15 protein-coding genes are annotated in these 12,433 nt (G+C 65.4%); 1 reads left to right on the top strand and 14 read right to left on the bottom strand.

Features of this window, described 5'->3' with window-relative positions:
* Positions 1–5 precede the first annotated feature (5 nt).
* Positions 6–179: a hypothetical protein gene (locus F474_RS16620; protein WP_256577768.1), complete on the bottom strand. Its 174-nt coding sequence runs from the start codon at positions 177–179 to the stop codon at positions 6–8.
* 753 nt (positions 180–932) lie between these two features.
* Here F474_RS16620 and F474_RS16615 point away from each other — a divergent pair.
* Entirely contained in the window at positions 933–3,713 is a 2,781-nt protein-coding gene (locus F474_RS16615) for a winged helix-turn-helix domain-containing protein (RefSeq protein WP_097085756.1), read from the top strand.
* Between the two features lie 2 nt (positions 3,714–3,715).
* On the opposite strand, the gene F474_RS16610 is transcribed toward F474_RS16615, so the two are convergent.
* The 13 genes from F474_RS16610 to F474_RS16550 are packed head-to-tail and all read right to left on the bottom strand — an operon-like array spanning position 3,716 to position 12,429.
* On the bottom strand, positions 3,716–4,762 hold the full coding sequence (locus F474_RS16610; RefSeq protein WP_097085757.1) for an EscU/YscU/HrcU family type III secretion system export apparatus switch protein: 1,047 nt from the start codon (positions 4,760–4,762) through the stop codon (positions 3,716–3,718).
* A 2-nt stretch (positions 4,763–4,764) separates the two neighbouring features.
* On the bottom strand, positions 4,765–5,577 hold the full coding sequence (gene sctT, locus F474_RS16605) for a type III secretion system export apparatus subunit SctT (RefSeq protein ID WP_097085758.1): 813 nt from the start codon (positions 5,575–5,577) through the stop codon (positions 4,765–4,767).
* Between the two features lie 4 nt (positions 5,578–5,581).
* Positions 5,582–5,851, bottom strand: a complete 270-nt coding sequence (gene sctS, locus F474_RS16600; protein WP_097085759.1) for a type III secretion system export apparatus subunit SctS — start codon at positions 5,849–5,851, stop codon at positions 5,582–5,584.
* A 4-nt stretch (positions 5,852–5,855) separates the two neighbouring features.
* A complete protein-coding gene (gene sctR / locus F474_RS16595; RefSeq protein WP_097085760.1) occupies positions 5,856–6,512 on the bottom strand; it encodes a type III secretion system export apparatus subunit SctR in 657 nt (218 codons plus the stop codon).
* Entirely contained in the window at positions 6,509–7,471 is a 963-nt protein-coding gene (gene sctQ, locus F474_RS16590; RefSeq protein WP_097085761.1) for a type III secretion system cytoplasmic ring protein SctQ, read from the bottom strand. The genes sctR and sctQ overlap by 4 nt, the downstream gene beginning before the upstream one ends.
* A complete protein-coding gene (locus tag F474_RS16585; protein WP_097085762.1) occupies positions 7,468–7,935 on the bottom strand; it encodes a hypothetical protein in 468 nt (155 codons plus the stop codon). The genes sctQ and F474_RS16585 overlap by 4 nt, the downstream gene beginning before the upstream one ends.
* Complete coding sequence (locus F474_RS16580; protein WP_097085763.1) at positions 7,932–9,254, bottom strand: FliI/YscN family ATPase; 1,323 nt, start codon at positions 9,252–9,254, stop codon at positions 7,932–7,934. Before F474_RS16580 ends, F474_RS16585 begins: the two co-directional genes overlap by 4 nt.
* Positions 9,251–9,832, bottom strand: a complete 582-nt coding sequence (locus F474_RS16575) for a FliH/SctL family protein (RefSeq protein WP_097085764.1) — start codon at positions 9,830–9,832, stop codon at positions 9,251–9,253. Before F474_RS16575 ends, F474_RS16580 begins: the two co-directional genes overlap by 4 nt.
* Positions 9,829–10,434, bottom strand: a complete 606-nt coding sequence (locus tag F474_RS16570; protein WP_097085765.1) for a type III secretion protein — start codon at positions 10,432–10,434, stop codon at positions 9,829–9,831. The genes F474_RS16575 and F474_RS16570 overlap by 4 nt, the downstream gene beginning before the upstream one ends.
* A complete protein-coding gene (sctJ, locus tag F474_RS16565; RefSeq protein ID WP_097085766.1) occupies positions 10,431–11,171 on the bottom strand; it encodes a type III secretion system inner membrane ring lipoprotein SctJ in 741 nt (246 codons plus the stop codon). The genes F474_RS16570 and sctJ overlap by 4 nt, the downstream gene beginning before the upstream one ends.
* 4 nt (positions 11,172–11,175) lie before the next feature.
* Positions 11,176–11,607, bottom strand: coding sequence for a hypothetical protein (locus tag F474_RS16560; RefSeq protein ID WP_097085767.1), 432 nt, complete (start codon positions 11,605–11,607; stop codon positions 11,176–11,178).
* 11 nt (positions 11,608–11,618) lie between these two features.
* The gene (locus tag F474_RS16555; protein ID WP_097085768.1) at positions 11,619–11,834 is read right to left on the bottom strand and encodes a hypothetical protein; all 216 of its coding nucleotides are present in this window, start codon (positions 11,832–11,834) and stop codon (positions 11,619–11,621) included.
* A 37-nt stretch (positions 11,835–11,871) separates the two neighbouring features.
* Positions 11,872–12,429: a type III secretion protein gene (locus tag F474_RS16550; protein WP_097086167.1), complete on the bottom strand. Its 558-nt coding sequence runs from the start codon at positions 12,427–12,429 to the stop codon at positions 11,872–11,874.
* Between the last annotated feature and the right edge of the window lie 4 nt (positions 12,430–12,433).

Raw genomic sequence — 12,433 nt, 5'->3', positions numbered from 1 at the left:
ATGCCTCATCGCATGGCGCTGAAAGAGGCCGATTGCGGCACACACTGAGCGTAGGCGCAGCTGGCGCTGCCGGGGCTGAGCATGCGCATCTGCTCCGCTCGCCAGGCCGCCCCGGCGTAGAGTGCGGCCAAGGCAGCGACCGAAATCACTGCCAGAGATCTTCTTGTAATGATGCCCATCTGACGTACCTCCCAAGCCATGGCCCACAGGTGGCCGGAAACACTTGCGTCGTCATTTTCAAGCCTAGCCGGGAGGGGGGTGTTGCTATAGAACGTTATCGCCGAACGGCCTTTGCGATTAAAGGCGGGCAGCATAAGCGCAGACTCTATACTGCAGAAAAATATTGGTCTGAGTGCAAGAAAAGTATTTCGCGAACACGGTGGCGAAATGGCATCCCAGAACTTTCAAACATGTGTTTGCTGTGTCGGAGTTCCCCACTTACAGCTCAAAAAGTTGTTCTACAAAATTCGGCTTTCCGAACGCGGAGTTGAATTTTATTCGGGTTTTCGACCAAAATTTCCCCTAGAATCAGTGCCTCCCCTGTATCTAGATGTTTCACATTGTTGATAAATTTCCAATACGGGCGTCTATGGCACACGCCTTGCAAACTTTCAGTAACAACTTTCCGGTAGCCTTACCCATTCTCGGGTTCGCACCGCTGAAGTTGCCCAACCGTAGTGCACGGCCTGGAAGGAATGCGACGTAATGCGCAAAAAAATAAAAAAAGATCAAGCGTGGTTGAACAAGGTTCGTCAATTTCTGTCATCCGGGGCAAGCCCGTACCCGAACGGTGGCCCGCCTGTATAACGCAACCCGCGGGCGCGCTCGACGCGCCCGATCGCTCCACGCACATGAAGAGGCGACTCGCCCAGGCAGATGGCCTGTGACGCAGCAGTCGCTGCTGAGAAAACCTCCAGTACAAAGGTTCGTTCATGACACCTACCAGCGTTGGTTTGCAAAACGAGGTGGCCGCACACGGCCCGATGGATGGCGAGGCGGCCCTGCGGTTTGGCCCCTTTCTGCTTTACCCGCGGCAGCAGGTGCTACTGCGCGATAACCAGCCGGTTGCTCTGGGAAGCCGTGCGCTGAGCCTGCTGGCAGCACTGGCCGCGCGCCCTGGCGAGTTGGTCGAGAAAAACGAGCTGCTGGCGTTGGTATGGCCGCGCGCCGTTGTCGAGGAGTGCAACCTGCGTGCGCAGGTTGTCGCTTTGCGCAGGGCGCTGGGCGAGAGTGATGAGTTCAGTTACATCGTTACCGTACCTGGGCGTGGCTACCGATTCGTCGCACCGGTGCACAGTGCGTCGCCGGCGGCGGCAATGGCCACGCTACCTGCTGGCGGCGCGGCCCTGCCGAACGTAGCCACCCGCGTGATTGGCCGGGAGGCCACCTTGCAGGCGCTGCGCGATCAACTTCAGCGTCGCCGCTTCGTCACCCTGATCGGGCCGGGCGGCGGCGGCAAGACCACTGCCGCCCTGGCTGTCGCTAACCAGCTGGCGCCGGCCTTCGAAGGCGGGGTAGCCTTCGTGGACCTGGCAGTTGCCGTCAGCCGCCAGCAAGTGCAGGGCATGCTCGCCAATGCGCTGGGCGTCAGCGCCTTGGGCGACGACCCGCTGCGCCTGCTTGGCCCGGCCGAAGGTCGCTTTCTGCTGGTGCTGGACAACTGCGAGCATGTGTTGGACGACTTGGCCGAAGCCATCGAAACCCTGCTCCAGCAAGGCCCCCAATACCGTGTGCTGGTGGCCAGCCGCGAGCCGTTGCATGCCCAGGGCGAGTATCTCCACGCCTTGGGCCCGCTCGCGGTTCCGCCAGCCGGTGAACGGTTGACCCCAAGCCAGGCATTGGCCTGGCCAGCGGTGGAGTTGTTCATCAAGCGGGTCGCTACTCACGACCCCGATTTCGTCCTCCAGGCGGCGGACACCGAGGCGGTTTGTTCTATCTGCCGCAAGCTCGACGGCAATGCGCTGGCCCTGGAAATCGCCGCCGCGAGGGTGCGTACCTTTGGCGTGCGGGAGCTGGTAGGCCTGCTGGACAGCAGCTTCCGCCTGCAAATGACCGGCCGGCGCACCGGCCTTGCGCGCCACCGCACCCTGAGCGCCACGCTGGATTGGACCTACGGCATGCTCAGTGCCCCCGAGCAGGCACTGCTTCGCCAGCTCTCGGTGCTCTGCCCCGGCTTCACGCTGGAAGCGGCCGGCGCGGTCGCCGATAGCGTCGGCCACGACCTGGCGCCGTTGCTCGAGAGCCTGGTGGGCAAGTCGTTGTTGGGCGCGTTCGAGCACAGCCATGGTAAGCGCTATAGCCTGCTCGAAACGACGCGCCTGTATGCCCATTACAAGCTCGAGGAGGCAGGCGAAACCCAACGCATCGGCCTGCGCCATGCCCAGTACAGGCTTGGTCGCCTGCGTGAAGCGGTTGCGTGCCTCGATCGCCTGAGCCCTGCCAAATGGCTGGCCCAGTACGGCCCTGAGATCGATAACGTGCGCAACGCTTTGCAGTGGGCTTTCGCCGAACACGGCGACGGCCTGCTGGGCATCGAATTGACCCTGCACAGTGCGCCGCTATGGCTGCGCCTGTCGCTGCTGGGTGAATGCGAGGCCTGGATCGAGCGCGGCCTGTTGGCCGCTAGCAAGCAGGCAAACGCCCGGCCGCAGGCCATGGTGCTGCAAACCTTCCGCGCCAGCATCCTGACCTTGACCCACGGCGGCGGCACGGCCGTGCGCGAGGCCTGGCAAGCGGTCCTGGACGATGCCACGGCCCTGGGCGACAGCCAGCACCAGCTGCGCGCACTGTGGGGGCTGTGGAACGACCGGGTGTGCTGCAATGACCCGGCCGCTGCCCTGGCGCTGGCCGATCAGTACAGCGCGCTGAGCCAGCGCGAACAAGTGCTTGATCGCCAGCTGCTGGCCCGGCGCATGCAGGCGGTACCGCGCTTTTACCTGGGCGACGTGGCTGGGGCCCGGCAAGCCATCGGTGAAGCCCTCAGCTCACCCTTTGCGCCGCGCTCGCACATCATTGATCTGCACTTCGACCAGCGCCTGGCGGCACGTGCCTTGAAGGCGCTGATCCAGTTGATCGAGGGCAACGGCGAGCAGGCTCAGGCCAGTGTCGAGCAGCTGGTGGGCGATGCGGTCAGCCTCAATCATCCGGCCACGTTGTGGTACTGCCTGTGCTACAGCGCCTTGCCAGTGAGCCTGATGCGCGGCGATATCGGTGCAGCGCGCTACTACCTGCGACAGCTGCAAAGCAGCATCGCCAGCCAGGAGCTGCCACTGTGGTGGCGCCACACCCAATGCTTCGAGTGCGTGGTGAGCCTGCGCGAACAGCACAGCGAAGCCACGCTGACCCGCCTGGGCGAGCTGCTGGCAGCATTGCGCGAACAGCACAGCACGCCGCTGTACAGCCTGTTCGCTTGCGAATATGCGCAGGCCTTGGGTGCACAAGGCCTACCGCAGTGGGGCCTGGATGCACTGGAGCAAACATTGGATCAGGTGCAGGCACGAGACGAAAACTGGTACCTGGCCGAGTTGCTCAGGGCCAAGGCGGCGCTGGTGTTGCAAGCAGAAGGCAATGTCGCTGCCGTGCATGCCCATGCCTTGCTCGCGCAGGCCAAGGCGGTGGCGCAACGCCAAGGCGCGCGCTTCTGGGAGCAACGGGTCTGGTCGTTGGCCACGCGCAGTGATGTGTTGCCGGTATTGGCCATCGCAGCTCATTGAGGTCAGATCAGCCGCGCGGCCACCAGAATGTCGGCCACGGCCTGGAAGGTGTGTTCCGGCACCGGTTCGCCCGCCACCGTGCGCCGGGCGATGTCGGCGGCCAGCGTTGGCGCGTGAACCTGCGGCAAGCCCAGAGCGCCCGCCTGTTCGAGCATGGCGGCGCCGTCTTCCGGCGCCGCCCGGCAGACCACCACCGGCACCGGCGTTTCGCCACGCACGTAGCGAATGCCGATCAGCCAGCCACCTTCGCTGCCTAGCAGAATCGACGCCTGGCCGATGCCGGTGCGCCCGCTGGTGGCACCCATTTCCTGGCGTTGGCGCTGGCGCGCGCGCTTGATCAGCGGGTCGCCGTCCTGGTCCTTGCGCTCGCGCTTCTGTTCGGAGTGAGTCATCTTCATCTCCCGCCCGAACAGCCAGCGCTGCATCAGAACATCCACACCGCCCAGCAGCAGGAAAGCGGCGATCACCGTGAACACCAGCGGCTTGAGCACTACATAGAAAGTCGACTCGATGCACCCTGGCCCGCAGCGTGAAGACTCCATCAACGCCTGCAGCGCACTGCGGCCCACCACATAAAAGGCCACCGCTAACCCGCCGACTTTCACCAGCCCCTTGAGAAACTCCACCAGGTTGCGCATGGCGAAGATCCGCTTGAAGCCCTCGGCAGGGTTGATGCGCTTGAATTCAGGCTTGATGGGCTCCCCGGAGAACACAAAGCCCTGCATGGTGGTGAGGTTGGTCAGCACCACCGTGCCCACCGTTACAGCCACCACGGGCAGCGTGAGGCTCAGCAGCAGGCTCTCGGCGGTGGCAAGTACTTGCGGCCATACCTGCGCGAAAGGTTGCACGTAGATCTGCGCCGTCAGGTCCAGCAGCGCGGTTATTTGCGCGCGAGCACGGGGCTCGACCACCGAAATGCACAGCGTGCAGAACAGGATGACCATGCCCGAAACCATGTCCTGGCTCTTGGCGACCTGGCCTTTGTCGCGCGCCTCCTTGAGCTTTTTCTTGGTGGCGGGCTGGGATTTCTCTTCGCTGGTGTCTGCCATGCTCAGCCTCCGCCGGCCAAGGTCTTGAGGAACTCCACGGTGGCACGGAATTCACCGAGTTGGTCGAGCATCACCGGGATCAGGAAGGCGATGTAGACCACCATCAGCAAAGTGAAAAACAGATTCTTCACCGGCAGCGACAGGTCGAAGATATGGAAATTGGAGGCCATGCGCGAGAGGTAGGCCAGCATCAGGTCCGTGGCCAGCAGCGCGATCACCAGAGGGGCGACCATCAGCACCCCCACGTGCATCACCTGATCGAGAATCGACAGCACTGCGGTCAAGGCGTGCTCGGCGAAAATCGGCGTGAAGGCCATGGCTGGCCACAGCTGGTAGCTGTGGTAGTAGCCATCGACCATCAGAATGAAGCCGCCCGACATGAAGAACAGCGCGACGATGGTCACCACCAGCAGCGTGGCCATCACCCCCGACTCGTTCGCGCCCAGCGGGTCCACCAATTGCGCCATGGTCGAGCCGCGTTGCAGGTCGACCAATTCGCCAGCCACCTCGGCGGCCCAGAAGGGGATGCCAAAGAGCAACCCTACCAACACACCGATGAGCATTTCCTTGATCAACAGGCCGGCGATGAAAATGCCGCCATGTTGGCTCAACGTGGTGAAGCCCTCGTAGATCGGAAAGAACATCGGCACCGAGATCGCTACCGCCACGCACGCGCGGATCATCCCGGTCAGGCCCAGGCGGTTGAAGGCCGGCGTTACCAGCACCAGGCCCGTGGCACGGGCGCAGGCCAGGGCCGCGGAGCTGATCACCGGGTAGGCGACCTCGACGAAAGCGGTGGCGAACGCGTTGTCCATCGGCTCAGCGCGTCCACATCGGGAAGTTGTCCAGCACTTGGCCGCCCAGCTCCATGATCTGCCCGGCCAGCAACGGCCCCACGAATACGACCACCAGCAGCACCGCAACCAGTTTCACCACCTGCGGCAGTGTCTGGTCCTGGATCTGCGTGAGCGCTTGCAGCAGGCCCACGCTCAGGCCGACGATGATCGCCACGCCCAGCGCCGGCGCCGAGAGCAGCAGCACGGTCATCAGTGCCTGTTTCATCAATGACAGGAATACGTCCTGGCCCATGGCGTCAGCCTCCGTAGCTCAGGATCAGCCCGTGCATCAGCCGTGACCAGCCACTGAGCGACACGAACAAAAAGATTTTCAAAGGTATCGAGATCAGTGTCGGCGACACCATCGACATGCCCATGGCCATCAACACGTTGGACACCAGCAGGTCTACCACCAGAAACGGGATGTACAGAAGAAAGCCGATCTCGAAGGCGCGGGTCAGCTCGGAGCTGACGAACGCCGGGATCAGCACCACCAGGTCATCATCGCGCAGCTCGGCCCGGGCCTCGGGTGACCACACCGTTTCGGTGGCCTGCATGAAGAAACCGCGCTCGCTTTCGTTGGCGAACCGCGACAAGTGGGCCTGTAGCGGCGGCCGTAGCGCGTTGCCCAGCTCCTCCAGTTGCTGAGCGTTCTCGAAGGTCAATTCACGCCCCTGCACCTGGCGGTACATATCGCCGATCAGCGGCGTGGTCACGTACACCGAAAGAATCAGCGCGATGCCGTAGAGCACCAGGTTCGGCGGTGTCTGCTGCACGCCCAGTGCGTTGCGGATCAGAAAAAGCACCACCGAGATTTTCAGAAACCCGGTAAGGGTCACCACCGCCAGGGGAATCAGGCCAATGGTGGCAACGACCAGAATGATCTCGATCAGGTTGGGCTGATAGCCACTCATAGGCTGGCAAAGCTCAGCACGCGAACGCCCAGGCCTTCACCGATGCGAACCAGCTGGCCGTGGCCAATTCGCCGGCCGTTGACCACCAGCTCCACACCGTCATCGGCGCGGCTGTCCAGGGCCAGCACGCTACCTTCGCCCAGCTCGCGCAGTTGCCCCAGGGTCAGGTCCAGGCGGCCGACCTGGCAGGTCAGGGTCAGGTCCAGCTCGTCGAGCGCGGCGTCCGGGCCGGCCAATGCAGGGGTATCGCTCATGGGTGTCTCCATACCAGAAGTCAGGGCGCCGGCCAGCAGCCAGCGCGTGTCGACGCGTTTCAGACGGGCAGTGCGGCCAGCGCAGTGCAGCGCCGGCTGAGTGTGGTCAAGCATCACCACATCGCCGGCGCGCAGGCTGCGCAGCTCGGCGAGGGTCAGGGGCACGTGGGCAGCGCTCACCTGCGCAGGCAGCGCCAGGCCCGGCAGCGGCCTGCGCTGCGCCGGCCAGTGAGCCTCGATGCCCGCCGCCAGCAGCCGGGCAGCGCCCTCGCTCAGGTACAACATGAAGGTAACGCCAGGGCCGTCGCCCAGCGCCAGCTGCCAGCGCAGGCATAGCCAGGTATCGAACGGGCGTGCTGCGGTGACGTAGCACGGCTGCCCAAGGGTGGCTTCCAACGGCTCGATCAAGGGCAGCAGCGCCGCCTCCAACAGCAGCTCGCCAGCGGCGTCTCGGGCCTGTGGCAATTCGCCGAGCCACGCGCTGGGCAGCTCGGCGATCAGCGGGTGTTCGCCCACGGTCAGGTGGAGGGGGGCCAGAGGCACCGGTTCTCCCGGCTCGGCTCGCAGCCACAGTGGCTGGCCGCGCCACTGCCCCTGCCAGGGCATCCGGCGCCGGTGCAGGGTGGCCAGCACTGGCAGGTGGGCCGGCGCCACCTGGTCCAGGCCATGCAACGGCAAGGGCAGGGCAGGGGGGCTGCAGGTCATGGGCGCACCTGCGGGCTGGGCAGTTCATCGCTCTCTTCGCGCCGCTCCTGTTCAAGCAGGTCGCGGCGCTGGCGGGCTTGCACCAGCACGTCACAGGCGTCTAGCTGGCGCTGGCGGGCCAGGCGCTGCTCGCGCAGGGCCTGCTCCTCGCGCTGGTGGAAATCCAGGTGCTGATGCGCAGCGTCTACCTCGCCGGTCAGTGCTTCGTCGCTTTCAGCCAGTGCTTCGAGCTGCTCCTGAGCCGCCTGCCAGGCACCCACCGAAAGGCCCTCGCTGAAGCGCCCGAACACCTGCTCGGCGCGCGCCGCCAGTGCCGCGCGGTGGTCATGCAGGCGTTGCTGGGCCTGGCTCAGTTGGGCGTCGGCCTGCTCGCGCTGGTGGCGCTGGCTGGCCAGTTCGCGGGTGGCGCGCTCTTCGCGCAGGGCGCGTAATTGCTGCAGTTGGTTCAGTTGCCGTGCGTTCATGCCAATACCTTGCGCAGATGCTGCTGGGTTTGCGCAGCGTTGGAGGGTTCGTGGGCGCCTTGGCGCAGGAAAGCGTCGATCGCGTCAGCGCAGGCCAGGGCCTGGTCAGCCAGCGGGTCGCTGCCGGCGGCGTATTCGCCTACCCGCACCAGCATTTCAATGGCTTCATGGCGGGCCATCAGCTCGCGCACACGGCGCGCCATGTCCAGGTGATCCTTGGGTACCACATGGTCCATCAGGCGGCTACGGCTGCGCAGCACGTCGATGGCGGGGAAATGGTTGCGCTGGGCCAGCTCCGGGCTGAGCACAATGTGCCCGTCGAGGATCGAGCGGGTTTCCTCGGCCACTGGGTCGCTGGCCACATCCCCTTCGGTGAGCACGGTGTACAGCGCGGTGATGCTGCCGGTGGCCGCAGGGCCGGCACGTTCGAGCAGGCGCGGCAGGGCCGAGAAGAACGAGGGCGGGTAACCGCGCCGCGTCGGCGGCTCGCCCACCGCCAGCCCCAGCTCACGCTGGGCGCGGGCGAAACGGGTAAGGCTGTCCATCAGCAGCAGCACATGCTTGCCCTGATCGCGGTGGTATTCGGCTACGGCGGTCGCCACGAAGGCCGCGCGCACCCGTTCGGCCGCCGGGCGGTCGGAGGTGGCCACCACGGCCACGCTGCGTGCGCGGGCTTCACGGCCCAATTGCACATCCAGCAGTTCGCGCACCTCCCGGCCGCGCTCGCCGATCAGGCCGATCACGATCACTTCGGCATCGGTGTGCCGCACGATACTGGCCAGCAGAGATGATTTGCCTACACCCGGCTCGCCGAAAATACCCATGCGCTGGCCGCGTGCCAGGGTCAGCAGGCCGTCGATGGCACGCACGCCCAGCACCATGGGCTGTTCGATCAACTGGCGGCTGAACGGGGCCGGGGGTTCGGCGTGCAGCGGGTAACGCTCCAGGGGGGCCGCAGGGGCATCGCCGTCCAGCCATTCGCCCATGGGGCTGATCACCCGCCCCAGCTGCGCCGGGCCGACCGGCACGCCAAGGGCGTGGCCTGTGGCCGTGATCAACGTGCGGCTGGACAGGCCCTGCATGTCGCCGATCGGCGATAGGATCGCTTCGTCATCTTCAAAGCCAATGACCTCTGCCGCCAGCGTGCGGCCGCTGACCGGGTCTGACAGATGGCACAGCTCACCGATGCTTACGCCAGCGACGCTGGCGCGCAGCAACACCCCACGCAGGCTGCGCAAGGTGCCGCGCATCGGCCGCGGGCGGGCGCTGGCCAGGCGGGCCTGAAGGCGGCTGAAGGTAGCGTCCAGTGCGGCGTTCATGGCGTTGCCTCGTCGTTGGCGAAGGGCAGCAAGGCGCGGCGCAGTTGCGCCAATTGCTCTTGCACGCCCAGCTCCACAGCGCCCTGCGCGCTAGCCAGGCGTGCCTGGCCAGGTGCGAGTTGTTCGTCGGCTTCCACCGTTACGGCCAAGCCCATCAATGCCTGGCGGCTGCTGTCGACAGCATCGCGCGGTACGTACAGGGTCAAGGCCTGGTCCTGGCGAAAACTGGCCAGCGCGGTGCGCACCAGCGCCTGGAGCCGCTGCGTATCGGGCAGCTCGCCTATCAGCTGGCCGGCAATGGCCAGGGCAAGGTCCGCCAGTGCGCTCTCTTGGCTGGCCAGCCACTGATCATGGGCCTGGCGTTGTTCGAGCAGGGCCTGTGCCATCTGCGCGCGGCCTTGTGCCAACCCCTGTTCCAGGCCCTCGCGCCGCGCCTGTTGGCGCCACAGCTCTGCGCTTTGGCGCATCTGGTCGGCTTCCTGGCGGGCAGCCTCCAGAAAGGCAAAGCCATCGATCCATTGGTCGGCCTGCTCGGCGCGCAGAATGCGCGCGGCGGGGCGGGTGGGCAGCTCGCTCATGCCGCGTGCTCCTCGAGGCGGTGCAAGGCGGTGGCGGCCGCCGCAATGATGGCAAGGTTCACCGGTGGGCGCACTGGCTGCGCTGCAGGCAAGTTCAGCCGCAGCGCCAGCCAGCGCTGCAAAGGGGCCGGCTGCGCCTGGGCCCAGGCGGCGACGCAGGCGGCCCCGTCCTGATCGATCGCTTGCAGCAGCGCTGCCGGTTCGCGCAGCAGGTCGGCCGCGCCGGCCAATTCACGGTGGGCCAGGGCCTGGCTGTACAGCTCACTCCCCAGCGCCTGGCGCAGGGCGTGCTGCACCGGTGCGCGCACTTCCCGGGCGAGCGTTGCGGCGTGCCAGATAGCCCCGCACAGCCTGGGCAGGCGATTGAAGGCCAGCGGGCTGAGCGCCAGCACGTTCATGGCGGTGGCATCGGGTGCAGTGATTTCACTCAGCGGCTGCAACTGGTGGCGCGCCAACAGCAAGGCCAGCAAGCGTGCGTGAAAGCGCGGCTCGGCCAGCACCTGCTCGCGCAACTGGGCTGGGGCGTCGCCCAGGCAAGCGGCCAGGTGGCGCGGGGCGACGAAGCTCAAGGGGGCGTCGACAAAATGCTCCCAGCGGTTCATTCAGCCTCCTTCAGCGCCCAGGTGCGCGTGGCCTGGTGGCGTTTGTAGCGTTGCCAGCCGATGCCGGCCAGCGCCGCCAGTGCAATCGCCACCAGCGCGCCCAGCAGCCAGCGCGACAGCCCGGCGCTGCTGGCGGGTGTGGCCTGCGGCGCCAACGGCGCGTTGACCCGGGCCTGTACCGCCGTGATCGACACCCCGTCGTACGAAAGCCCGGAAATACCATTGGCTACCAGTGTCTTGATCTTGGGCAGCAGCGCCCCGATGTCGGTGCCTGGCTCGTAACGCACCAGCACCGAGGCCGAAGACGGAGAAATCACTCGCTTGAGCAGGTCGTTGTCGGGCAGCACCACGTGCACGCGCGCCGAAACGATGCCATCGATTTGCGACACGCTGTGCGACAGTTCCTCGCTCAAGGCGTAGACCATCTGCGCCCGCTCCTGCACCGGCGAGCTGACCAGGCCATTGCTCTTGAATACCTCGCCCATGTTGGCGAATTTCTCGCCCGGCAGGCCTGCATTGTCGAGCACCGCCATGGCTTCGGCGAAGCGGCTTTCATCCACCAGCACGCTCATCTGGCCGTTGTCCTGCACCTTGCGCGAGGCCTGGATGCCTTCGCGCAGCAAGGCGGCGACCATGCTGTTGGCCTCACGCTCGCTCAGGTTGCTGTACAGCGTGGTATCGCAGGCGGCGAGCAGGCTTGCGAACAACAGAATGAGCATCAGGCGGGTGAGTTTCATCGTGTCATTGGCCTTTAAGCAAGGTGTTGGCGGAGCCGGAAATCTGCGTGGCGCCACGCACCACCATCTGGGTTTCGATGGAGTAGTCGAACATCTTGCCCAGCGAGTGCACGAGCTGGTCGACTTGGGCGGTGCCGGCGGTGTGTGCGGCGTTCTGGCCGGCATCGGCGTTGCTGGCCAGTTGAACGGGCGGGCTGGCGTCTGCCTTGCCTGCGGCAGGTGTGCCGGCAACCAGCGCATCAGCGCGCGCATTGAACAGGTGCGAGCGGTCCATGAAGCTGTCCAGCCGGTTCATCAGGCTTTCGCCGATCTGATGGGGGCTGGCGCCCTCGGGCATGCCTTTGGCGGTGCTGGCCATGTGTTCGAACAGGCTCTGCTGAGCCTGGGTCCCTCCCGGCGGCAGTGCCGCCGTGGTCGGTGCAAGGTCTACGCTCATCGGGCAACCTCTTATTCTTCGTCGTCGTCAGACATCGCTTCGTTAAGGATTTCCTGCGCCTTGGGCATGATGATGAACTGCCCACCGATCATGATTCCCTGGTTGATCAGCTCGTTGGTCAACTCCTCGTCGGTCATCTCGCTGGAGCTGTCGACGGCGGCGTCGAACTTCGCTTGCGGGTTGCTTTCGGTGCTGGCGCCGGTGGCGTCGGTCGGGGTTACGGCCATGGTTGCTGCTCCTTGTTGCCAGTGGAATGAACAGGGGTTAGTTGGGGTTCACTTCAGTCACGCTGTTGCCGCGAAACACGCGCACGCCGTGGCTGCGTGGGGTGCTGGCGATTTGCGCGGGGCGCCGCTGCTGATCAATGTGCTGCTGCACCAGCGCCAGGTATGGGGGTGGGCCTGACACCAGCAGTTCGTCACCGGTTTCGTTCAGGCGCATGGCCAGGCGCTCGCCGTATACGTCCAGCCCGCCCAGGTAGCTGCGCAATTCTTCGAGGCTGGCCTGGCCGGGGCGCAGCAGCCGGCTGGCCACCTCGTCGGCACTATTGAGGTAAAGCACGTTGCCGTCGAAGTACCAGGTCAGGCCGTTGACGGCGCACAGGTTCTGCAGAAACTCCCCGGCCTGGGTGCCGCGCACCACGCCGCGGGACTTGCCACGCACCTTGTCGGAAAACACCACGGTCAGCTTCAGTTGCTGGGCGAAGGCGTCCATTGCGCTGCGCAAATCCTGCTCCACCAGCACATAGGGGTAGGGCGCGCTGAACCACTGCGGGTCGTCGCTTTCAGCTGCCTGGCAGGTGCCGGCCAGCAGCAGCGCCAGGGCA

Origin of the sequence: Pseudomonas sp. URIL14HWK12:I12, from assembly GCF_003097135.1 — a bacterium.
GTDB lineage: Bacteria > Pseudomonadota > Gammaproteobacteria > Pseudomonadales > Pseudomonadaceae > Aquipseudomonas.
The sequence above is the reverse complement of the archived record's forward strand: the minus strand, read 5'-3'. Positions and strand labels throughout refer to the sequence as shown.